The organism is Exiguobacterium sp. s138 (assembly GCF_018618775.1).
In the GTDB taxonomy this organism is placed as follows: domain Bacteria; phylum Bacillota; class Bacilli; order Exiguobacteriales; family Exiguobacteriaceae; genus Exiguobacterium_A; species Exiguobacterium_A artemiae.
This window is the reverse complement of the sequence record NZ_JACSMW010000002.1, coordinates 581,707-602,394: the sequence shown is the minus strand read 5'-3', so window position 1 is coordinate 602,394 and position 20,688 is coordinate 581,707. Positions and strand designations below refer to the sequence as shown.

Here is a 20,688-nt window from a genome sequence, read left to right as displayed (position 1 = left end):
GCTGTTCCGGCATCACGTCGGAATGGTGTTTTATGTATGAGATTGCGTCATGATGAGAAACGTGGCATGCGTCGTCGAAAACGCGGCGTGGCGTTGAAATCCGAGCTGTTCATACAGGTGAATCGCCCGTTCATTAAACGAAGCGACCGTTAAACGGAGCGGTAACGCCGATTGCGCTTTGACCGTATCAAGGACAAACGAACAAAACGCAAATCCTGTCCCTTGTCCGGTCAGTTCGGGCTGCCGGCCGAGTCCGATATCCAAATGGTCATCTGGGTACAAATGAAGCGGGCGACCAGGTGGGACTTGCGCAGAACGGCCCGTACAAAAGAAGCCGACGAGTTGTTTGTGAGCGATGACGGCCTGATAGGAACCGTCAAGCAGTTCAGCATATGCCTCCTCCGACTTTTCCATGTTGTAAAAATCGTACGGCGGCGGATAGGTCCACTTCAGAATGGCAGTTGCCTGATCAACGGTCATCGGGACAGCTTGAAAGGTCATAACGTATACCTCCGGATATATTTTTCTCCACTGTATCGCATTCCTGTTATTTTTTCTATATAATGTAAAAAAAGAACGGGGGAACGAACATGACGACAACGGAATTTTACCGGCACTTACCGGTCCTTAAGACCGAACGATTGGTGCTGCGGCCGCTTCGAGCAAGCGATCTTGATGATTTATTTGAATACACGCAGGACGAGGAAACCGCCCGTTACGTGACGTGGAATGCCAATCAGACAATTGAACAGGCCGAACAGTTTTTGAACTATGTCCTGTCAAACTATGACCAGGGGAAAGAAGCACCGTGGGCGATCGTTTGGAAGGAAACCGGCAAGATGATCGGAACAATTGATTTCATCCACCTGTTGCTCGACGACAATAAACAGACGGAACTCGGGTATGCGTTATCGCGTCAGTTCTGGGGCAAAGGAATCGTCACGGAAGCCGTCGCACGTGTCATGGCCTATGGTTTTGAAGAACTCAAGCTCGAGCGGATCCAGGCGCGGTGCATGGAGCCGAACATCGGTTCAGCCCGGGTGATGGAAAAAGTCGGGATGACGTACGAGGGAACGTTACGCCGATTAATCTTCATCAAAGGGGCGTTCCATGACGTCAAGATGTATGCAATATTACGGGATGAGTATGCCGCAGTGACGCAAAAGACAGAATCCAATTCGAAACAGCATCAATGAGATGAAACCCCCAAACCGGCGAACCGGTTTGGGGGTTTTTTGATTAGATCGTCTGTTCAACGGATGAAGCATCCACAAATTCAACCATGTGCGTCTCTGTATCGAGAATCCGTGTCCGTGGATCATCTTTTGAGAAGAAAATCGCTTCGCCGGTCGCGTCAAAGGCAAACGCCGTCGGAATCGAGAAGCCGCAATTGCGGTAAGAGCCGTCGGCGTGACTCGTTCCGAGGAATAGTGCCGATTGCTGGCGGCTGATGCGCCGGGCTTCGCCGGACCAGTCCGTGTATTGTTCCTCACTGAACATCCCGACACCGATCGGATTAAAAATGATGTCGACTTTGTCCTGCTTCAGACCGTCCAGGCCGAGGAAAATCTCCCGGCAAAGCAGATATCCGGCAGCTTGTCCGGCAACAGTCGCCGTCGACGGCGTATAAAGTGGACCGGCTTCCGGTGTCTTCGCCCGGTCGAGCAGAATCTCGCCTGTTGCATTGATGATCAGGGCCCGGTCCAGGCGATCCGCATCGCGGTACCCGGTCACGATGACGGTCGCGAATTGCTTCGCCAAGTGACGTAACGTCTCGACATCCGTCTCGCGGCAGTAACCTTCCGGATACAGCAGAAGATCGATGTCCGGATAGGCCGCTATTTCACGTTGCAATTGTTCGAGTTGTGTTTCCTGTTTCGGTTGGCCGATTAAAATCTTCATGTTAGCACGTCCTTCTATGTATTACGAAATTTGTTTGGTCGTCTGTCGTCCCGGAAAAATGCTTCCTTGTCCGGTTGCAGGACATGACGGATCAGTATGAGACTCAGCAGTGAAAGCAAAACAGAATCGGCAATGATGCTGAAACGAAGCGGGAACAGGTCGCCTGTAAAGCCGATCGCTAAAATCAACAGAATCTGGATGACGCTTTGACCGAGACCATACAGACTCGTGAAGCGGCCGATCAAAGCTTGCGGGACATTGTTTTGATAAAACGTCATGAAGCCGGTTCCGGCAAAGGCATTAAAAAAGCCGAGCAGTAAAAATCCGACCGTCACGATCAGAAATGAGCCGGCAGTCGCATACATCAGGTAGCCGATTGCGACGAACAGATAACCGCTGACGAGTAATGTCTTGAGCGACAGCCGGTTTGCAAAACGGGCAACCGTCAGACCGCCGAGGACGGAACCGATTCCCGTGATGCTGATCAGAAGACCGTAATCGGTGGCGGTCAAACCGACGACCGTTTGCAGAAAGACGACTTCCTGAGCATCCATTGCAAGTGCGAGACTCATCGACAAAATACCGACCAGGTAAATTCGGCTGACAAACCAGTTGGTCCGGCTGAACCGGCTGACCATCCGCCAATCGGTTCTAATATCCGACAGGCGGACGGTTGACAGAGTCGCATGCGAAACGGACGGCAACGTCAGGAGTAGTACCCCGGACACGAGAAATGAACCGGCATTGATCCAGATGGCGACATCGGGTGTCGCAACAAGTAACAGCAGACCGGCGAGTGCCGGACCAATCAAAAAGGCACTGGATGTGATCAGACCTCGGTACGCATTAAACGACTTGCGTCCGCTTTCCGGAATCATCTGCGTCAGATAACGGATGGCGGCCGGTTCAAAAAATGCTTTGACGAACGCCAGTCCAAACAACGTCAGGTACATCATTGGTAAGGACGATAAAAAGGGAATCAAGGCAACAAGCAGTGCCCGGACCAGATCGGTTCCAATCAGCCAGCGTCGGACATCGGCCCGGTCAACCACGCTGCCAGCCCAAAATTTCGTCAACAGGGCGGCGAGCGGACCGATGATCCAAAGACCGGCAACTGCGGCGGCAGAACCGGTCAGTTGATAGAGGTAGACATTGATCGCGACGAGGTAAACAAAATCTCCAAACTGGGAGATACCGAATGAAGCCAAAAGAGTCGAAGAACGAGACAACCAAATCCACCTGCTTTTCCAGAAGCATTTTACCAAAATTATACAGGTTGTCCGATTAGTATGCCAGACCCATCTTTTAAGCTGTTGTTCCGGAAATCAAGTTCTTTTGTTTAACAAGTGACTGTAAAAGCGAACTGATGACACCGAGTGTAACAGGAATCAAAATCAGTATAAAAGCAAATAGGATCAGACCCGGTGCATCATCCCGATCGGCGACGATGAACATGACCGGAAACAGACCGACTGCGACACAACTGATAAGGATAAAACAGATTTTAATTGTGCCGAAGGAAGAAGAGAGGACATTCGCTTCAGCCATACTTCCCTTAAGCGACCGGAGAATTTTTAAGACATGAACCAGGATCAGCAGACTCGGAATCAATGCGAGCAGTCCCGCCATCAAGATGAAATAACCCGGTTTATCGAGTAAGACTTCCAGTGAGAATCCCCGTTGTGCTCTTTTAATCAGCAGGGAAATGGCGACTCCCGCCAATCCGAACAGACTGATCAACAACCCGCTGCATACAAGTTGCAAGTAGACAAAACGCCATTTTTTCATCGGCCGTTCCTCCTTTCTTTCCTTCAGTATAGTCCATCTTTGTCCGGAAAATGACCGCCTGAAGGATGAGAAAAAAACTTTTTCGTTAATTCAAAGCAAAGTACTCGGAATTAGTTTGAACGTATGTTACACTGGGAATAAGAAAAGTAAGGAAGTAAGGAAAATCAGACAAAGAAAGAAGGAAGTTCGGAATGGAGCTATCCAAGTTGACGTCCAAAGGGCAAATCACGATCCCGAAAAAAATCAGACAGGCGTTACAAGTAGAGGAAGGAGATCGCGTTGCCTTCATCGAGGAAGACGGGTTTGTCATCATGGCGAAAGCGGATTTACAACAGCTGCATGACCTTCAAGATATTTTGAGTGACGAGAAATTCAAATCACTCATCCAAAAAGCACATCATCACCTGTAAAATTATCAGATTGACCAACTAAAAGGAGGAACTAACAACATGGATATGCGCGAAGTAGATTTACCGGGAATCGGACGGAAGTTCGAAGGAATTACGACAAGAGGGGACAAGGTGGTTGTGATTGTCCACGATGACGGACGCCGGGAAATGCACCACTATGACGATGATGATTTTGATGAGAGCATCTCAAGTGTGACATTCAACGACGCAGAGGCAAGACAGATGGCAGGTATTTTAGGCGGTCTGGCATATAAACCGAAGGACCTTGAAAAAATTGAACTGGCGTTTGACGATCTCGTCATTGAATGGTTTAAGATCGGTGAGGACTCATCCGTCAACAACCGGACGATTGGCGAACTCGACGTACGAAACGAGTACGACATCTCGATTATCGCTGTCCTCAAACACGATAAATCAAAATCATTGAACCCGGGTCCGGAGACACGTCTTGAAGCCGGTGATACGATTGTCCTGTCGGGAGAACGTCAAAATGTCCGCCACATTACGAAAGCACTCTTCTCAATCGAAGGAGGCGGATGATAGATGGATCATTTAATATTTGAAGTCGGTACCGCGCTTATCTTAGTGGCAATCGCAGCTTTGCTTGCGAATAAATTGAATTTTTCGATCATTCCGTTTTTAATCATCTTAGGGATGATCGTCGGACCGCACGCTCCGACAATCGGGATACTAGACTTCAAGTTCATTGAAAGTGCTGAGTTTATCAGCTTCCTCGGACGCATCGGTGTCCTGTTCCTCTTGTTTTATCTGGGACTGGAGTTCTCAATCGGAAAATTAATCCGGTCGGGTAAATCGATCGTTACGAGTGGAACAATTTATTTATCGATTAACTTCACAGGTGGATTGCTGTACGGATTCATCGCCGGCTTCCCGTTATATGAAGTGCTGATCATCGCCGGAATCATCACGATTTCGTCGAGCGCAATCGTTGCGAAAGTCCTCGTCGATCTGCGACGGACCGGGAATACGGAAACCGAGTTGATTCTCGGGATCATCATGTTCGAAGACATTTTCCTCGCTGTTTACCTGTCCGTCTTATCGGGACTCCTGCTTGGCGACGGAACGACGTTACTGTCTTCGGTCACATCGATTTTAATCGCTCTCGGTTACATGCTGTTGTTCTTCATCATCGCCCGCAAAGCGACACCACTTCTGAATCGGATGCTGAAGATTGCGTCGGATGAAGTCTTCATCATCGTCGTCTTTGCCGCCCTGTTCTTCGTCGCCGGCTTCTCGGAAACGATTCACGTCGCGGAAGCCATCGGGGCCTTACTGCTCGGACTCGTCTTTTCGGAAACGGAACAAGGCGAACGGATTGAGCACCTCGTCGTGCCGTTCCGTGATTTCTTCGGTGCTATCTTCTTCTTCAGCTTCGGACTGAGCATCGATCCGACGATGTTGCTTGACGCCGTCTGGCTTGCCCTCGGTGCCGTCGTCATCACGATTGTCGGAAACTATGTCGCCGGCATGATTGCCGGACGAAGAGCCGGACTGTCGCATAAAGCGTCTTCGAACATCGGGCTGACGATTGTCTCACGCGGTGAATTCTCGATCATCGTCGCGAACCTCGGCATCGCCGGCGGTTTGATGGAGATCCTGTCCCCGTTCTCGGCACTCTATGTCCTGATTCTCGCGATTCTCGGACCGCTGATGACAAAGGAATCAAGACGGATTTTCAACTTTATGAACGGAATATTCAAGTGGACGGAACCAAAACCGAAAAAAACGAAACCGAAATCCTGATTCGAAAATACGCTGACCGGCTTCAAGCCCGGTCAGCGTATTTTTGAGATGTCATCCTTTTAAGATGTCATACGTAGCCATGATGAACTGTCCGGACGGACGGCAACCGGTCAGTCGGAACCGGGTTTCAAGCGTTCCCTCCGGAAACAGCGGGATGCCGCTGCCGAGGACGACAGGGGCAATTGCCAGTTCCATCTGATTAATTCGTTTCAACCGTAACGCTTCCTGAATCAGTTCGCCGCCGCCAATCAGCCAAATCTTCCCGTCGATTGTCGGACCAATCCGGTCAAGCAAGACATCGAGCGGCTCATTCGTAAACGTGGCATGGTCCGACTGTTTGTCCGGTTGCCGGGTCAGGACATAGTTGTCGATGGCGGAGTAAGGGTAGTCGTTACTGAGAACGAGTACTTCGTCAAACGTTTTCCGCCCCATGATGACGGCACCGACGTCCTGCATGAACGTCGCGTAGCCGTTATCACCGTCTCCTTCAACAGCGAACAACCAATCGAGTGAATCGTCCAAACGGGCGATTTTACCGTCTAAGCTGCAGGCGATATATAAAACGGTTTGTGTCATCTTTTTTCCTCCTTTGGTTCGTTCTGTTTTTAGTCTACGGTATAATCATGACAAAAGATGTCATAATTAAAGGAGGTTTTTTATCATGAAAACCCGACAGCTGAAACTGATGCGTCTGTTGAACCGGCAACAACTGCTGACGGCGCGGGAACTGGCGGAAGCATGCGGCGTTTCCTTACGGACGATCCAGCGCGATTTGTTGGAGCTCGAAGCAAACGGCTATCCGATTTACAGCGAACGCGGACCGGCTGGCGGCTACCGGGTCTTACCAAACCGTCTGTTGCCGCCGCTTGCTTTGCGGGAACAGGAAGCCATCACACTGTTTTTGATGCTCGACTGGGTCGGTCAGGTGCCGGATTTGCCGTTCGGTACGTTACGCGGCAATCTTGCCGAGTGGTATCTGCACGAACTGCCGGCCGATCTCGAACTGAAGCTCGACCGGTTGAAAGGGCGTGTCCGTTTTGCCAAACCGGATACACCGGCGTCTCCATTGACGCGCGACTTGTTGCGGCTGATGGAGATGGAAGTGCAGGGTGAACTGATTTACCGGACGATAAGCGGTCGTCGGACGATTCGGATTGACCCGGTTGGTCTGACGTTTGAACGGAACCGCTGGTATCTGCTCGCGCAGACAGACCGCGGATTACGCCAGTACCGGGTCGACCGGATGGAGCAGGTGACCGAGACGACGGTTCCGTCACAGCGAATGACGTTTGAGGAGGCGGAGCAGCTCGGGCAGGCGGGAGAACAGGTGACGGTCCGTCTCGAGTTGACGCCGCTCGGCGAACGGTTACTTGAAGGGGTTTTGCCGCTGAATGCGTTGCGGACGTGGTTCGTGCCGGTTGCCGAACTGCCGTTTCTCGGACGACAGTTATTCGGATTGGGGCGGGAAGTGCGGGTTCTCGAACCGTTGCTCCTGCGTCAAGAGATCCAGGAGCAGGCCCGGGCGGTCATCGCCTTATATGAGGACTGACAAGGGGTTCTGTTCCTAAGTCAGTGAGAAACTATGTTACGATATAACCAGAGAAACAGTGAAAGTATGGAAGGGGTTTTCTATGGAAACGTTATCACTTATTTTGTTAATGCTTGCCTTAATCATCTTGACTCAAGTCCTTGGACACTACATCCGCTTCATTCCGACCGCGTTGATTCAAATCCTCGTCGGAACGATTGCCGCGCTGCTGATCAGCGGGCTGAAGATTGAAGTCGAATCGGAATGGTTCCTGTTATTATTCATCGCTCCATTGCTTTATAACGACAGTTCACATTTTCCGCGTGATGAACTGTGGAAGATGCGTGCCGCCATTTTCGGTAATGCCATCGTCCTCGTCCTGTTGACGACGGTCATCGGCGGTTACTTCATCAACTGGCTTGTACCGGTCATTCCGGTCGCGGCCGCCTTTGCGCTCGCGGCCATCCTGTCACCGACTGACCCGATTGCCGTCAACGGGATCGCGAAACGCGTTCAGATTCCGGAACAGATCTTAAATCTTGTCCGGGGAGAGTCGTTGATCAATGACGCCTCGGGACTGGTTGCCTTCAGTTATGCGGTCGCCGCCGTCGTCACCGGTTACTTCTCGATCCAGCAGGCGACAACGGAATTCGTCTACATGTTCGTCGTCGGAGCCGTCGTCGGTCTTACGATCAGCATCGCGATGAACTGGCTGAAGATGAAATTACGCCGGACCGGAATTGAAGACGTCGTCTTTTATGCGTTACTGCAAATCCTGACACCGTTCATCATCTTTTTCGTCGCAGAAGAAATTCTGCATGCGTCCGGTGTCATTGCCGTCGTGACGGGCGGGATTCTCCACGCCTTGATTAAAGAACGGACGGAAACGTTTTTTGCCCAGGAGCAGACGTTGACCGACAACATCTGGACGATGATCGCCTACATCTTAAACGGGATCATCTTCTTATTACTTGGTTTGACGTTACCGGAAGCGACACGCGAAATCTTTGCCGATGACGCGATTAACAACTGGCGTCTGATGTCATTTGTGATTGAAATTGGAACGGTCATTCTTTTAATTCGCTTGATTTGGACGATGTTCTTCAATTGGTTCGACCATCGCTTCCTGAAAAAAGCGGATCACCGCAAACCGTCGTTTAAGCAGGATGTCATCACGACACTCGTCGGCGTCCGCGGAACGATTACGATGGTCGGGGTCTTGTCATTACCGTTCGTGACCGAATCAGGAGAAGCGTTCCCGGAACGGTCGCTGATCATTTTCCTCGCGGCCGGTGTCATCATCTTCACACTGGTTCTCGCGACAATCCTTTTACCGTTGCTCAACCGCGGTGAGGCCGATGCTCAGCCGGAACTCGATTTGAATTCGTATAAACAGCGGATGGTCAAAAGGGCGATCACGGAAATCAAACAGGTCGTTCAGGAAGAAAATTCGACCGTCGCCTTTGATTTATTAAATGAATATCATGTCATGCTGCGCCTGTTACGGGCACAGGAGAAAAGTGAAGAAGAATTAACCCACTTCAACCAACAGCTGAAAAAACTGCGGCTTGAGGCGGTCCAGTGGGAACGTGACTTGACGAAACAATTCCTGCAGGAACATAAAACACCGGACCAGCTGAAAAAAGAAGTCTTCCGGTCGATTGATAACCGCCGCGAAGCCATCGACAAGGAAGCCCGCTTCCGTCTGTTGCAACCGATCCGGAAAATCCTTTGGAAACGGAAACGGTCTAACATGTCGTCCGATCAATTGATCCGTCTGACACAGGTCGAACATGAACTGTACGAACAGGTCATGACAGGAGTCGTCACCCGGCTTGAAGGATGCCGCGGCGATTATCCGGTCGATGTCGTTCAAAGCGTACTCGAATTCTATAAACGTTTACGCTTTAAACACACGCGCTGGTCGTCACCGGTCGGCGGAAAAGCCGACGTCGATCAGCAAAAAGAAGAACTTTGTCTGCGGGCAATCGAAGTCCAGCGCCAGGAAATCGCTTCGATGTCAAACGAAGGCGATTTGTCCGGCGAGGAAGAAAAAGAATTGCGCCGCTTCATTCACTATATCGAAAGTGTCGTTCTCTATGAGTACGTCGAGTAAATGAAAAAAACAGCCCTTGTCCAGTGGACAGGGGCTGCTTTGTGATTAACCGAGTGAAAGGTATTTGACTTCGAGGTAATCCTCGATGCCGTAGACGCCGCCTTCACGGCCGAGTCCACTTTCTTTGTAGCCGCCAAATGGGGCTTGGGCAGCAGATGGTGCACCGTCATTCAAACCGACGATGCCGTACTCGAGTTTTTTACCGAGCAGGAGAGCTTCGTCGATTTTTTCCGAGAACGCATAGGCCGCAAGACCGTATGGTGTGTTGTTCGCGCGTTCGATGACTTCGTCAAGCGTATCGAAGACCGAAATCGGTGCGAGCGGACCAAACGTTTCTTCCTGCATGCAGATCATGTCTTCCGTGACATTACCGAGGACGGTTGGTTCAACAAAGTATCCGACTGAATCATCAATCGTACCGCCGGAAAGAATCGTTGCGCCTTTGGCGACGGCGTCGTCAATATGTGCTTTGACTTTGGCAACGGCTTTCGCATTGATCAACGGTCCGATCGTCGAATCGGCGTCGAGTCCGTTGCCGACTTTCAGACGATTGACTTCAGCGACGAATTTTTCAGTGAAGGCGTCGAGAACCGATGCCTGGACATAAAAGCGGTTCGTTGCGACACAGGCTTGTCCGCCGTTGCGGAATTTCGAGCGGATGGCGCCTTGAACGGCTTTGTCGAGATCGGCATTTTCCGTGACGATGAACGGCGCATGACCACCGAGTTCAAGCGACAATTTTTTCATCGTATCAGCCGCTTGACGCATGATCAATTTACCGACCGCTGTTGAGCCGGTGAATGTGATTTTCCGGACACGGGAATCGCCTTGCCAGACACCACTGATTGTTGCGGCGTCCCCAGTCAAGACGTTGATCGCACCAGCCGGAATACCCGCTTCGATCGCCAGTTCGACGAGGCGAAGTGCCGTATACGGTGTTTCTTCTGACGGTTTCAACACGACGGTACAGCCGGCAGCCAGTGCCGGAGCGAGTTTCCGTGTAATCATTGCTGCCGGGAAGTTCCATGGCGTGATTGCCGCAACGACACCAACCGGTTCTTTTTCGACGAAGAGTCGTTTCCCGGGAACCGATGCCGGAATTGTTTCTCCGTAGATCCGGCGCGCTTCTTCCGCATACCAGCGGACATATTGATTGCCGTAGTCGATTTCTCCGCGTGCTTCGACGAATGGTTTCCCTTGTTCGAGCGTCATGATTTCCGCGAGTTCATCACGGTGTTGTTGAATCAGGCGGTACCAGGCATCGATTTTATCGGCGCGGTCATCGGCTGTCCGTTCCGACCAGTCGACGAATGCTGTACTTGCTGCATCGACGGCACGCGCTGCATCGTCTGCTGTGCTGCTCGGGACGTGTCCGAGCAATTCTTTAGTTGCCGGGTTAAAGACGGGAATCGTTTCTTCTGTGTTATACCAAATATTATTAATGACGTTTTGTTCAATCATGTGTTGCACCTCCGTGTGTTTTCATTACGTCCCTTATTAAACACCCATCCGGGCGGTTTGTGTACTTCCGCTTTGGATGGGGGACATAACGAACTGGAATACCCTTCTCAAAGTAGTTAATCGACTGAATAATCGGGAATATAAAAAGTAAGCGGAGTGGAGTATTGTTTGTCGGAGAAAGGACGGAATTCAGATGAATAAAAAATGGATGGGCGTCAGTCTTGCAGGAATCGTATTGATCAGTGGATGCGGTCAGCCGTCAGTTGGATCAGAAACGAAAACGAAGCAGGTCGAACATCAGGCAGCAGACACGAGCTACATACGTCAGGAATTAAAACGCGCCGATTTTATCGCGGCCCAGTACGATTATGCCCGGGCAATCCGGATTGTCGACCGGTTGAAGACGACGGAAGCGAAACAAAAGCGGAAGGAATACGCGGCGAAACAGGTGGATCTCAGTATGATTAAAGCCGGCACGTCCGTCCCGCACCTGTTTTTCCACTCCTTGATCGCCGAGCCGAAACGTGCCTTTGACGGGGACCGGAAACAGCAGGGCTACGATGATTATATGGTGACGCAAGGGGAGTTCGAACGGATTTTGACCGCCTTGTATCAACGGAACTATGTCCTCGTCCGCCCGACCGATCTTGCGGTATGGAGAGACGGACGGATGACGGAAAAGGGACTTGCTTTTCCAAAGGGCAAAAAGCCGCTTGTCCTGTCGCAGGATGACGTCAACTACTATGAATACATGACGGGAGACGGTTTTGCGACGACGTTGAAAGTGAAAAACGGGCGGATCACCAATTCGATGGCCGGAAAACCGGATGGTGCGTATGATCTCGTGCCGATCGTGGATGCGTTCGTCAACCGCCATCCGGACTTCTCTTACCACGGCGCAAAAGGATTGCTTGGTATCACCGGCTACAACGGTGTTCTCGGGTACCGGTCGTCGTATGCGCAGTACGGAAGTTCTTCTAAAGTTGAGCAGGCGCGTCAACAGGCAAAAGCGACTGCAACGGCCTTGAAGAAGGACGGATGGCAATTTGCCAGCCACACCTATGGTCACATCGCGATTGGAAAAGTCAGTCTGGCAACGCTTCAGGCGGATACGGCTCGCTACAACCGTGATGTCGCTCCATTGATCGGAACGACACGGCAGTTGATTTATCCGTTCGGCAGTGATATTCAGAATTGGCATGGGTACACGGGGGATAAATACCGTTATTTGACGCAGCAAGGGTTCCATTATTTTTATAACGTCGATGCGTCGCAGCATGCCTGGAAACAGTTAGGGAAAGATTATTACCGTCAGGCGCGGATCAATGTCGACGGGATTCGGCTCCGCCAGGCGATTGCCGGGAAGACCAAAGTCTTGGATCCGTTTTTCGATTCGAAAGCCGTTTTTGATCCGATGCGGCCGGTCGTTAAAAAATAATCTCATTCCTGAAAAACGAATTGACCCATTTAATGATTCACGACTTTCCACGTGACATTAAATGGGTATTCTTTATATAGAGGAGAAAGTGGAGACGTCAGGATGTGACGGTTTCTAGAACCTCAATATGGTTCGTATGGAAAGGAACCCGGGACATGCATACAGGATACAAGCTGTTGATGGCAGCAACGATTGTCAGTTCTACGATTGGTTTTACTCATGATGTTTCGGCACAATCGGACAGTTACAAGATCGCGTCGACGAGTTACAGTCAACCGTTGACCCAAATTGAGAGCTTCATCGGCGGAAAGAAAGTGGAAACGGTACGTTACACGTTAGGCAGTGTCGATCGTCTGCATGACGGTTTGTTATACAGTTCTTACGGTGACCAGGTGATCAATCTGAAAAACAGCAAGACGACACTCCAAAAAGTCGCCGACTCGCCACTGCGGATTACAAAGTATAAAAATGCTTACTATGTCTTAACTATATCTGCACTCAATGAATTTTCACTGACGAAATATACGTCTGAGTTCAAAAAAATCGGTCAGACGAAACGATTTGTCGGTCATGGGCGGGACATGATCGTAACCGGAGATAAAGTGTATGTCCTCGCCAATAACATGAAAACGGAAACGAATTCGGTTGAAATACATACGTTTGATACTAAACACTTTACGTCGCTCCACCTTGAGAAAATCAAGCCGATGATTTTTGCTTTTCATTTCCGGCATACCGGTAACGAGTTGAAAATTTACGGCAATCAAACGGAAGCAGGGGAAGAGCTGTCGATTGCGTCGTATGACTTAAAAAAACAACAGGGCAAAATCGTTTTGACGTCCAAGCAATCCGTCATGTGGGTCAACGAGACAAAAGCCTTGTCACCGACAAAAGATTTAGTCTTCAATATGTATTCGATGCTCGAAGTCGATCAAAAAACGAAACAGGTCCGGGTTCTGTACAGCAGTAAACAGGCACTGATTGACTATGCGTACGACAGTAAAACCAAAACGTATCATGTGCTCGAAGGAAATTATGAAACAAGTAACTACCGGGTCAAGACGCTGAACAGCCACTTTAAGCCGGTTGCCGATTATAAGTTTCAGCCGATCGGCCGTTTAATGCCGTTTCAGGTGTTGTGACAAATTCAGGAAGGGGTGTAACTTATGCAAAAAGCTTACAAGCTGCTGATGGCAGCAACAGTTGTCAGTATGACTGTTGGATTTAATCACGCTGTAGCGGCGCAAAAAGATACGTATCAAGTCGTTTCAACAAGTTACGAACAGCCGCTCACGACATTCGAGACTTATATCGGCAATAAAAAGATCGAAACGGTGCGCTATACGCTGAAAGGCGCTGATCGTCTGCATGACGGACTGTTGTACAGCTCGTATCATAACCGTGTCATCAACTTGAAAAATAGTAAGACGACCATCAAGCAGATTGAGCCGGCACCGATGCGAATCAAGAAGTATAAAAATGCCTATTACATGATGAGTTTATCGGCAATCAATCAATTTTCGCTGACGAAATATACATTGGATTTCAAGAAAATCGGGGCAACGAAACGTTATACCGGCTTCGGAAAAGATTTGATCGTGACCGGTGATAAATTGTATGTACTGGCAGATCATATGAAAGGAATCGATTACTCAATCAAACTCCATAGCTTTGATCCAACATCATTGAAGCCTCTCCAGCATGAGACCATCAAAGAATTAATTTATGCCGATTACATTCGCCTGGCCGGTTCACAACTCAAAATTTACGGCAACCGTTCGGAAAAAAATGAAAAATTGACGGTCTTGTCGTATGACGTTAAAAAACAGCGTAGTACGAAAATGATGACAACGGATCGATATGTAAAAGGCGGGGTCGAGAAAACACAAACCCTTACAAAAGAAACCGAACTGATCTTTAATCAAGACCGGATGTATGAAATCAATCATAAGACGAAACAAGTCCGTGTCTTATATGATAGTAAAGCTGATTTGATCGATTATGTGTATGATGCGAAAACGAAAACGTATCACGTCCTCGAAGAAATCACTGAAACGGCCGAATTCCGGGTCAAGACGCTGAACAGCCACTTTAAACCGATTGCCGAATACCGCTTGAAAAAATCCGACAGCGTCCGTCCTTTCCGTGTGTTGTGAAGAAACAAGTCCCACGACTTGTTTCTTTTTTATATGTACGTACTTAATCATTTTGATGAAAAAGACAGTTGTTCTACTCAAGGACAAACAGGGACTCTCGATAAAAATCGGAAGTCCCTGTTGCTTTGTTCTAATTAAAACCCTTTAATCGTCATCCCGCCGTCCACGAATAACGTTTGTCCGGTGACGTATGTTCCGGCATCCGACGCGAGAAAAACAGCCGGTCCAACGAGTTCCGTCAGTTCACCGACCCGGCCGAGCGGTGTCACGTCAACGATCTCCTGTAAGTAGGTTGGATCGGCGAGCAATGGTTCCGTCAGCGGCGTCTTGAAATACCACGGTCCGATTGCATTGACGCGGATGTTTTTTGGTCCCCATTCCAGCGCCAAGACTTTGGTCATCTGAATCAAGGCGGCTTTCGTCGTCGCATAGACGACACCGGTCCGCAGCGCGACATGTCCCGCAACCGAAGCGATGTTCAGGATACTGCCGCCCGTGTCCTGCATCCGGCGCCCGATTTCCTGTGAGAACAGGAAGGCAGACTTTAAGTTCGTCTGCTGGATTGTTTCCCACTCGTCCTCGGTGACATCCAGTGCTTTCGAGCGGATGTTCATTCCGGCGTTGTTGACAAGGACATCAATCCGGTCGACATATGTATAGGCACGGTCGACTGTCGCCTGGACCTGCGTCCGGTCGGTGACGTCGCACGTCAAAACAAAGGCCCGTCGTCCAAGCTGTTCGACCTGTTTTGCGGTTTCCTGTAAATCGGATTCCGTTCGGGCGACCAGTAAGACATCTGCGCCAGCTTCTGCCATTCCGATTGCCAGGGCACGGCCGATGCCACGACCTGCACCGGTCACAAGAACGGTTTTCTGATCCAGTTGAAACGAAGGTAAGTACATACGATCACATCCTATTCTGACAGTGTAATTTTACTGTACGCTCAAATTGACTGAAAAGAAAGAAAAATGCTGATGGACTGAAAACGATATGTTATTATTTGGTAAAAAAAGGAGGGGCGATATGAAACGGAAGCTCGGACTGATGATTCTCTCCGTTTTAGTACTGGCAGCATCTTTGGTTGCTTTTGAACGTTATGCCTACACGACTTACATTTACAAACCGGCGGATTATACCTTCCATTATAAAATCAAACCGCGTAAAGGACTGAAGGCGGCGGCGATAAAAATCAAACGTTTTCCGAGCGGTCCGATGATCAAAGGTGCCTCCTTGTTCTTGCCGGATATGCTGCTGCCGGTCGGAGCACTGGTCACAGCCTTCTTATCAGTGTTTGTGTTCCGCCGGTTACTCGGATACCGCCGGCGTAAACAGTTGCTTGAGCCGACGGAAGAGGGGGATCCGCAAATCTTGCGTCCGAAGATAGCACCGCTTGACTGGCATCCGGAGCAACAACGACAACAAACGGACTCCGTTTCCGAAGTCCGTCAATTGATTGCTTCTTTTGACCGGCAGCTGCCGGACGGATCAAAACGCCGGCCGGAAGAAACGGTCCAGGACTGGCTCGACCGGATCAAGTTGACGATTGATCCGATGCTCTATCATGTGGTCCGTTACGGGGAAATCGACGATCAGACGATCGACCGTTCCGAAATCGACGCTCTGCGGAACCGACTGAATCAACGGCTACGCGGATGACCAATCAAACGGAGTAACGTCTGATGGTGTTCCGCATCCCGTGTTACGAGAGATAGTTCCCGTGTCACGTCAAAACCGGTGATCGGCAATGTCCGGACTTCCGGCGGGAGACCATCCTGAAAGATTGCCGGTAAAATCGCGATCCCGAGTTTTGCCCGGATGAAGCCAAGGACGCTTGAACCAAATTCCATTTCCGAGGCGACGGTATAGGTCGCCCCGCGTTCCGCAAACGCGGCTTTCAGGATATTCGTCGAGTCACAGTCGATCGGCAAGGACAGGAACGACGAGGCTTCGATTTGATCGAACCGGACATCGACACAGCCTTCGAACCGTTCGTCGGCTTCATGGAAGTAGAGTAAAAACGGTTCCGTATACAGGTTTGTTGACGGATACGGATGCTCGATTTGCCGATCGTCGAGCAATACGGCATCGTACTGATGCTGCTCCAAACCGGCCATCAGTTCGATGTACGTATGGGCCGTCTTGATCTTCAGTTCCGGTCCGCCCACTGTTGGATGGTTGGCGAAGTGTTGCGGCAGGTAAGACATGGCGACACTCGGCCATGAACCGAGTGTAAACGACGTCTGTCCCTGCAACTGATCAATTTTTCGTTGCATGTCATCGAGCTGTTCGAGAATTTTTTGTCCGTCTTTGAAGACGATTTCTCCTGCCGGCGTCAACGAGACGCCGCTCGTCGTCCGTGTGAACAGCGGAGCGCCGACCGCTTGTTCGAGATTTTTGATTTGTTTGCTAAGCGCCGGTTGCGTCATATGCAAAAGTTCGCTCGCTTTCGTCAGGCTAGATGTTTCCGCCGTAACGTGAAAGGCTTCGAGCCATTCGGTTTTCATCAGACTTCACTCTCTCTTTACATGCGTGTGCTTTGACGATACTGTACGTCAGCTCGAAAAGACAACTTTTCCGCTCAATTTTATATATTCTTTGTTTGGAATATTCCTTTAAGGGTATATATAAATAAGAAGAGGTGGAAATCATGTCAGAGAGGCTTGCACGTACGTTATTTGCTTTATCCGATACCAATCGCCTGAACATCGTCGAACTGTTAAAGACAGGTCCGTTGCCGGTCGGTGAGATTGCCGCACAGTTAGGCCTTAACCAACCGCAGACATCAAAACACCTAAAGGTTTTGCTCGAAGCAGATCTCGTCCGCATCGAACCGGCCGCGAACCGCCGGATTTATCATTTGCGAACAGAGCCGTTCCAAGGTCTCACTGCGTGGAGCCAATCGTTTGAACAGCAGATGGTCAGCCGGATGACACGACTTGAAGGATATTTGGAACAGATACAGGACACAGTCAACCCAAAGGAGTGAATGAAGATGCAGGAAAAATTAAAAACGAAAGTCGAAGATTCCGTTCTTCAAATGGAATGGACGTTCAACGCTCCACGTGAGCTGGTATTTGCCGCATTTACGGAAAAAGAGCATCTCGAAGCCTGGTGGGGACCGGAAGGCTGGCAAACGGAAATCACGACCTTTGATTTCGTCGAAGGCGGCATTTGGCATTACTGTATGCGCTGCAAGGATCCCGCACAAGGGGAATTCTACGGAATGGAGTCATGGGGAAAAGCGATCTTCCGACAAATCGATGCTCCGCAAAGTTACGCCCACGCCGATTATTTTTCGGATGCTTTCGGAACAATTTCCGAAGAATTGCCGGGCAGTGAAAACGTGACGACGTTCGAAGCCGTCGGTGACCGGACCAGGGTAGTGTTCCGGTCGGACTTTAAGACCGAGGAAGCGGTAAAACAAGTCCTTGAGATGGGGATGAAAGAAGGGTTTACGTCACAACTGCATCGTCTCGATCAATGGCTTCTTCAACGAACCGTATCCTAAAAGATCTGACAATCCGTCACGGACAGGTTGTTTTTTCGAATATTCGGTCATATCTGTCACTCTTTTGGAAAAAAGGTCTTCCATATTGGGAATTCAAAGGAAAATACTTCATCTTTGGCAGTATGGAGCCGTTATACAAGATGAGATGATTGAAAAAGGGGATCGATAGTGTGAAATGGTGGGCAAAACAACAAGAGATGACGTTTTCAGAACGGATGCAACAAGAACAGGTACATGTTCGCTTAGAAGCGGGTTCAGCATTTGCGCAACAACTCCAGCTGATTGATTTGACGGTCGAGGATTTACAAATCGTTCGTTTGATCCGTCACGATGTCGCGGAGTGGATGCCGCAGATGGTCGATGCGTTTTATGCGGAGTTGGTCCGGGTGCCGGAGCTGAAACAACTGATTGAACGGCATTCGACACTTGAACGGTTAAAAGGAACGCTTGCCAAGCATATCCTCCAGATGTTTGACGGACAGGTTACACCGGACTACATCAATGTCCGAAAACGGATCGCCGACCGTCATGTCCGGATTGGTCTGCAAAACAAGTGGTACATCGCCGCGTTCCAAAAGGTATTAAACGTCTTAAGCCGGCAAATCGAGGACAGTACGTTACCGGAGTCGGAACAGGTCCGGATCGTCCGCTCCGCCGGAAAACTGTTTAATCTCGAACAACAGATTGTTTTGACGATGTATGAGGAAATGGTCGAAGCCGAGCGGCAGACGGTGACGGATGCGAAACAGCGTGTCGGACAGACCGTTCAAAAGTCGACAGAGGAACTGGCCGCGATGAGTCAACAATCGTCCGCCAGTTTTCAGGAAATGGAGCGACATGCCCAACAGGTTTCGTTGACGACGGGAACGATTGCGATGCAATTAAGCCAAGCCGCGAAAGAAGCAGAGGATGGCGTCGATTTGGTCGAGGCGGAAACGAAACGGTTCGAGCACGTCGTCTCCGAGATGACGCAGACGACGGAACAGATGACGCAACTTGCTTTTTTATCGCAAGAAATCGAACGAATTGCCGGAATGGTGACGGCGATTTCCGATCAGACGAACCTGTTGAGTCTCAACGCCTCGATCGAGGCCGCACGGGCCGGCGAGATGGGACGTGGCTTTACCGTCGTCGCCCAGGAAATCCGGAAACTGGCGGAAGAAAGTAAACGTTCCGCGTCAGAAGCATCAAGCATCGCGCAGGAAATCACCTCGAAAATGGGACAAGTCTCACGGCGGATGAACGGAACAGAACAATCGGTCGTGCAAACGACGGAGGAGCTGGGGCGCGTCGTCACCGCCTTTACGACGATTTCCCGCCAAACGGTCGATGTCTCGAAACAGATCATTACGCTGTCGCAGGATACGGAACAGGTTGCCGGAACGATTGAAGGGATGCGCCATATCGCGGAATCGATTGCCGAGACGGCTGACGATTTACAAACCGTTGCGACGACACTCTGAAGGAGGGATGGGGATGAGAAAACGAATCTATCTGTTGTTTGGAGTTGGAATTCTGATGCTTGCCGGTTGTGCAAGTAACGATTACCCGTCAGAGGAAGCCATCAAAAACGGCGATATCGTCACGACACCGGAACGGGCGAACGTTGACCAGTTTGAAACGTTTTTACAGCGGGTGGAGGCGAATAAAAAAGACACAATTCGGATCACGAACTATACGACGGAAGGAGATGCAATTCTGGAAGACATCACCTACGACGGAAAACAGTTCGTCTATTCACTGGATTCATCGCGCGACGAATACGGTTCCCAGGCCGACGACCGGGAAAAAGAAGTCTGTCGAAACATGCAGAAGAAAGCTGAAAACGAAGGATATGTCTTTACATTGACCGATTGTCAGGAAGGTCAGGATCATATTGTTTTTACTGCACGTCCAGGTGAATTATCTGACAGATGACAAAAGGTTGATCCTCAGACGGGGATCAACCTTTTGTGTCCAGTGTCTCCTCGAGCAGTCGCAGGGCTTCCCGCCAGCTGGAAAAGCGTTCAATCAATAACGTTAAGGAAGGAGCTTGATGTGTCCGGGAGTACCGGACATATTCCTGGCTCGTGATAGTCGGACCAATCGCGTCATAGGCTTCGCGTAAGGCATTTAAGCAGTCTTCATTTGAGTAGAGGCCGCTTGACGATAATTGAAAATGAGCCAACGCCTGTTTCCAGGTTCCGTGATGGCGGATAATGGTATTCGCACTCATCATTTGCGGATAATTGGCCCGCAGTTCGGAATAGGACCGGATGGTCACCCGGGAGCCGCATGTTTTGACATAAAAGGCGATGCTGTCATCAACACTCCAGCGGTCACTGTTTGCCGAATCGGTTTTCGAGCGGTCGAGCACCGCCCGTTTTTCAGTCGATAGTTCGGAAGTCCGGATGATTCCCGCCTGTTCGAGCAAACGAGTCCAGGAGCCGAATCGCCGTTCGATTTCCGTCAGAGACGGATACGGTAAATAGCGGGCTAACTTTTGATAGTGGGCAGCTTTCATCGGAGCTGTGTGCAATTGGTGCAATCCTTGGATCAAGCGGATGATTTTTTCATTGGTCGTAATAGAAGTGGATGTAGGCGTGGTTTCTTTCATAGGAAGTCTCCCTTAGCGGAT

At 50.0% G+C, this 20,688-nt stretch carries 23 protein-coding genes; 14 read left to right on the top strand and 9 right to left on the bottom strand.

Translation table 11 applies throughout. From position 1 onward, the window contains the following. Positions 1-30: 30 nt before the first annotated feature. A complete protein-coding gene (locus tag KNP91_RS07055; protein ID WP_214849350.1) occupies positions 31-501 on the bottom strand; it encodes a GNAT family N-acetyltransferase in 471 nt (156 codons plus the stop codon). Positions 502-590: 89 nt separating this feature from the next. Between KNP91_RS07055 and KNP91_RS07050 the strand changes: the two genes are divergently transcribed. Then, positions 591-1,196 carry a GNAT family N-acetyltransferase gene (locus KNP91_RS07050; protein ID WP_214764846.1) on the top strand — a complete coding sequence of 202 codons (606 nt, stop codon included), beginning with the start codon at positions 591-593 and terminating at the stop codon, positions 1,194-1,196. Positions 1,197-1,239: 43 nt separating this feature from the next. On the opposite strand, the gene KNP91_RS07045 is transcribed toward KNP91_RS07050, so the two are convergent. From KNP91_RS07045 to KNP91_RS07035, 3 genes are all read right to left on the bottom strand, one after another. Continuing rightward, positions 1,240-1,902, bottom strand: a complete 663-nt coding sequence (locus tag KNP91_RS07045) for a hypothetical protein (RefSeq protein WP_214849349.1) — start codon at positions 1,900-1,902, stop codon at positions 1,240-1,242. 14 nt (positions 1,903-1,916) lie between these two features. Then, the gene (locus tag KNP91_RS07040; RefSeq protein ID WP_214849348.1) at positions 1,917-3,131 is read right to left on the bottom strand and encodes an MFS transporter; all 1,215 of its coding nucleotides are present in this window, start codon (positions 3,129-3,131) and stop codon (positions 1,917-1,919) included. Between the two features lie 76 nt (positions 3,132-3,207). Continuing rightward, the gene (locus KNP91_RS07035) at positions 3,208-3,690 is read right to left on the bottom strand and encodes a DUF2975 domain-containing protein (RefSeq protein WP_214849347.1); all 483 of its coding nucleotides are present in this window, start codon (positions 3,688-3,690) and stop codon (positions 3,208-3,210) included. Positions 3,691-3,881: 191 nt separating this feature from the next. Here KNP91_RS07035 and KNP91_RS07030 point away from each other — a divergent pair, with 191 nt between their 5' ends. The 3 genes from KNP91_RS07030 to KNP91_RS07020 are packed head-to-tail and all read left to right on the top strand — an operon-like array spanning position 3,882 to position 5,864. Then, positions 3,882-4,100, top strand: a complete 219-nt coding sequence (locus tag KNP91_RS07030; RefSeq protein WP_012370339.1) for an AbrB/MazE/SpoVT family DNA-binding domain-containing protein — start codon at positions 3,882-3,884, stop codon at positions 4,098-4,100. Between the two features lie 39 nt (positions 4,101-4,139). Then, positions 4,140-4,640 carry a cation:proton antiporter regulatory subunit gene (locus KNP91_RS07025; RefSeq protein WP_131972774.1) on the top strand — a complete coding sequence of 167 codons (501 nt, stop codon included), beginning with the start codon at positions 4,140-4,142 and terminating at the stop codon, positions 4,638-4,640. Between the two features lie 3 nt (positions 4,641-4,643). Beyond that, the gene (locus KNP91_RS07020) at positions 4,644-5,864 is read left to right on the top strand and encodes a cation:proton antiporter (RefSeq protein WP_214764841.1); all 1,221 of its coding nucleotides are present in this window, start codon (positions 4,644-4,646) and stop codon (positions 5,862-5,864) included. Between the two features lie 51 nt (positions 5,865-5,915). Here KNP91_RS07020 and KNP91_RS07015 read toward each other — a convergent pair whose 3' ends face one another. Continuing rightward, positions 5,916-6,440 carry a dihydrofolate reductase family protein gene (locus KNP91_RS07015; protein ID WP_214849344.1) on the bottom strand — a complete coding sequence of 175 codons (525 nt, stop codon included), beginning with the start codon at positions 6,438-6,440 and terminating at the stop codon, positions 5,916-5,918. 85 nt (positions 6,441-6,525) lie between these two features. Here KNP91_RS07015 and KNP91_RS07010 point away from each other — a divergent pair, with 85 nt between their 5' ends. Beyond that, positions 6,526-7,413 carry a helix-turn-helix transcriptional regulator gene (locus KNP91_RS07010; protein WP_214764839.1) on the top strand — a complete coding sequence of 296 codons (888 nt, stop codon included), beginning with the start codon at positions 6,526-6,528 and terminating at the stop codon, positions 7,411-7,413. An 82-nt stretch (positions 7,414-7,495) separates the two neighbouring features. Further along, positions 7,496-9,508 carry a Na+/H+ antiporter gene (locus tag KNP91_RS07005; RefSeq protein ID WP_214849341.1) on the top strand — a complete coding sequence of 671 codons (2,013 nt, stop codon included), beginning with the start codon at positions 7,496-7,498 and terminating at the stop codon, positions 9,506-9,508. A gap of 45 nt (positions 9,509-9,553) precedes the next feature. Here the strand turns inward: KNP91_RS07005 and KNP91_RS07000 are convergent, their stop codons facing one another. Beyond that, positions 9,554-10,969, bottom strand: a complete 1,416-nt coding sequence (locus KNP91_RS07000; protein WP_214764837.1) for an NAD-dependent succinate-semialdehyde dehydrogenase — start codon at positions 10,967-10,969, stop codon at positions 9,554-9,556. Between the two features lie 193 nt (positions 10,970-11,162). Between KNP91_RS07000 and KNP91_RS06995 the strand changes: the two genes are divergently transcribed. The 3 genes from KNP91_RS06995 (at position 11,163) to KNP91_RS06985 (ending at position 14,563) form a co-directional block, all read left to right on the top strand. After that, positions 11,163-12,407 (top strand): polysaccharide deacetylase family protein, encoded by a 1,245-nt coding sequence (locus KNP91_RS06995; protein ID WP_251135920.1) that lies wholly within the window; start codon positions 11,163-11,165, stop codon positions 12,405-12,407. Positions 12,408-12,562: 155 nt separating this feature from the next. Next, the gene (locus tag KNP91_RS06990) at positions 12,563-13,549 is read left to right on the top strand and encodes a hypothetical protein (RefSeq protein WP_214849338.1); all 987 of its coding nucleotides are present in this window, start codon (positions 12,563-12,565) and stop codon (positions 13,547-13,549) included. A 24-nt stretch (positions 13,550-13,573) separates the two neighbouring features. After that, positions 13,574-14,563 (top strand): hypothetical protein, encoded by a 990-nt coding sequence (locus KNP91_RS06985; RefSeq protein WP_214849335.1) that lies wholly within the window; start codon positions 13,574-13,576, stop codon positions 14,561-14,563. Positions 14,564-14,697: 134 nt separating this feature from the next. Here the strand turns inward: KNP91_RS06985 and KNP91_RS06980 are convergent, their stop codons facing one another. Beyond that, positions 14,698-15,465, bottom strand: a complete 768-nt coding sequence (locus tag KNP91_RS06980; RefSeq protein ID WP_214849332.1) for an SDR family NAD(P)-dependent oxidoreductase — start codon at positions 15,463-15,465, stop codon at positions 14,698-14,700. Positions 15,466-15,586: 121 nt separating this feature from the next. On the opposite strand from KNP91_RS06980, the gene KNP91_RS06975 reads away from it, so the two are divergent. Then, positions 15,587-16,219, top strand: a complete 633-nt coding sequence (locus KNP91_RS06975; protein WP_214764833.1) for a hypothetical protein — start codon at positions 15,587-15,589, stop codon at positions 16,217-16,219. Here KNP91_RS06975 and KNP91_RS06970 read toward each other — a convergent pair. After that, positions 16,201-17,067 carry a LysR family transcriptional regulator gene (locus tag KNP91_RS06970; RefSeq protein WP_214764832.1) on the bottom strand — a complete coding sequence of 289 codons (867 nt, stop codon included), beginning with the start codon at positions 17,065-17,067 and terminating at the stop codon, positions 16,201-16,203. The two genes, KNP91_RS06975 and KNP91_RS06970, sit on opposite strands and share 19 nt — an antisense overlap. A gap of 143 nt (positions 17,068-17,210) precedes the next feature. Between KNP91_RS06970 and KNP91_RS06965 the strand changes: the two genes are divergently transcribed. The 4 genes from KNP91_RS06965 (at position 17,211) to KNP91_RS06950 (ending at position 19,988) form a co-directional block, all read left to right on the top strand. Next, positions 17,211-17,549 carry an ArsR/SmtB family transcription factor gene (locus tag KNP91_RS06965; RefSeq protein ID WP_214764831.1) on the top strand — a complete coding sequence of 113 codons (339 nt, stop codon included), beginning with the start codon at positions 17,211-17,213 and terminating at the stop codon, positions 17,547-17,549. A gap of 6 nt (positions 17,550-17,555) precedes the next feature. Beyond that, a complete protein-coding gene (locus KNP91_RS06960) occupies positions 17,556-18,071 on the top strand; it encodes an SRPBCC family protein (RefSeq protein ID WP_214849329.1) in 516 nt (171 codons plus the stop codon). A 170-nt stretch (positions 18,072-18,241) separates the two neighbouring features. Continuing rightward, positions 18,242-19,534, top strand: a complete 1,293-nt coding sequence (locus KNP91_RS06955; protein ID WP_214764829.1) for a globin-coupled sensor protein — start codon at positions 18,242-18,244, stop codon at positions 19,532-19,534. A gap of 13 nt (positions 19,535-19,547) precedes the next feature. Next, the gene (locus KNP91_RS06950) at positions 19,548-19,988 is read left to right on the top strand and encodes a DUF4362 domain-containing protein (RefSeq protein ID WP_214764828.1); all 441 of its coding nucleotides are present in this window, start codon (positions 19,548-19,550) and stop codon (positions 19,986-19,988) included. A 25-nt stretch (positions 19,989-20,013) separates the two neighbouring features. On the opposite strand, the gene KNP91_RS06945 is transcribed toward KNP91_RS06950, so the two are convergent. Beyond that, positions 20,014-20,667 carry a homing endonuclease associated repeat-containing protein gene (locus tag KNP91_RS06945; protein ID WP_214764827.1) on the bottom strand — a complete coding sequence of 218 codons (654 nt, stop codon included), beginning with the start codon at positions 20,665-20,667 and terminating at the stop codon, positions 20,014-20,016. Between the last annotated feature and the right edge of the window lie 21 nt (positions 20,668-20,688).

What these genes read in the sequence shown, in the direction of transcription:
- KNP91_RS06995 (WP_251135920.1), top strand. Translation starts at nt 11,163, where the DNA reads ATGAATAAAAAATGGATGGGCGTCAGTCTTGCAGGAATCGTATTGATC.
- KNP91_RS06985 (WP_214849335.1), top strand. Translation starts at nt 13,574, where the DNA reads ATGCAAAAAGCTTACAAGCTGCTGATGGCAGCAACAGTTGTCAGTATG.
- KNP91_RS07015 (WP_214849344.1), bottom strand. Translation starts at nt 6,440, where the DNA reads ATGACACAAACCGTTTTATATATCGCCTGCAGCTTAGACGGTAAAATC.
- KNP91_RS06975 (WP_214764833.1), top strand. Translation starts at nt 15,587, where the DNA reads ATGAAACGGAAGCTCGGACTGATGATTCTCTCCGTTTTAGTACTGGCA.
- KNP91_RS07045 (WP_214849349.1), bottom strand. Translation starts at nt 1,902, where the DNA reads ATGAAGATTTTAATCGGCCAACCGAAACAGGAAACACAACTCGAACAA.
- KNP91_RS06970 (WP_214764832.1), bottom strand. Translation starts at nt 17,067, where the DNA reads ATGAAAACCGAATGGCTCGAAGCCTTTCACGTTACGGCGGAAACATCT.
- KNP91_RS07050 (WP_214764846.1), top strand. Translation starts at nt 591, where the DNA reads ATGACGACAACGGAATTTTACCGGCACTTACCGGTCCTTAAGACCGAA.
- KNP91_RS07035 (WP_214849347.1), bottom strand. Translation starts at nt 3,690, where the DNA reads ATGAAAAAATGGCGTTTTGTCTACTTGCAACTTGTATGCAGCGGGTTG.
- KNP91_RS07020 (WP_214764841.1), top strand. Translation starts at nt 4,644, where the DNA reads ATGGATCATTTAATATTTGAAGTCGGTACCGCGCTTATCTTAGTGGCA.
- KNP91_RS07025 (WP_131972774.1), top strand. Translation starts at nt 4,140, where the DNA reads ATGGATATGCGCGAAGTAGATTTACCGGGAATCGGACGGAAGTTCGAA.
- KNP91_RS06965 (WP_214764831.1), top strand. Translation starts at nt 17,211, where the DNA reads ATGTCAGAGAGGCTTGCACGTACGTTATTTGCTTTATCCGATACCAAT.
- KNP91_RS07000 (WP_214764837.1), bottom strand. Translation starts at nt 10,969, where the DNA reads ATGATTGAACAAAACGTCATTAATAATATTTGGTATAACACAGAAGAA.
- KNP91_RS07055 (WP_214849350.1), bottom strand. Translation starts at nt 501, where the DNA reads ATGACCTTTCAAGCTGTCCCGATGACCGTTGATCAGGCAACTGCCATT.
- KNP91_RS06945 (WP_214764827.1), bottom strand. Translation starts at nt 20,667, where the DNA reads ATGAAAGAAACCACGCCTACATCCACTTCTATTACGACCAATGAAAAA.
- KNP91_RS07030 (WP_012370339.1), top strand. Translation starts at nt 3,882, where the DNA reads ATGGAGCTATCCAAGTTGACGTCCAAAGGGCAAATCACGATCCCGAAA.
- KNP91_RS07005 (WP_214849341.1), top strand. Translation starts at nt 7,496, where the DNA reads ATGGAAACGTTATCACTTATTTTGTTAATGCTTGCCTTAATCATCTTG.
- KNP91_RS06960 (WP_214849329.1), top strand. Translation starts at nt 17,556, where the DNA reads ATGCAGGAAAAATTAAAAACGAAAGTCGAAGATTCCGTTCTTCAAATG.
- KNP91_RS06950 (WP_214764828.1), top strand. Translation starts at nt 19,548, where the DNA reads ATGAGAAAACGAATCTATCTGTTGTTTGGAGTTGGAATTCTGATGCTT.
- KNP91_RS06980 (WP_214849332.1), bottom strand. Translation starts at nt 15,465, where the DNA reads ATGTACTTACCTTCGTTTCAACTGGATCAGAAAACCGTTCTTGTGACC.
- KNP91_RS06990 (WP_214849338.1), top strand. Translation starts at nt 12,563, where the DNA reads ATGCATACAGGATACAAGCTGTTGATGGCAGCAACGATTGTCAGTTCT.
- KNP91_RS07010 (WP_214764839.1), top strand. Translation starts at nt 6,526, where the DNA reads ATGAAAACCCGACAGCTGAAACTGATGCGTCTGTTGAACCGGCAACAA.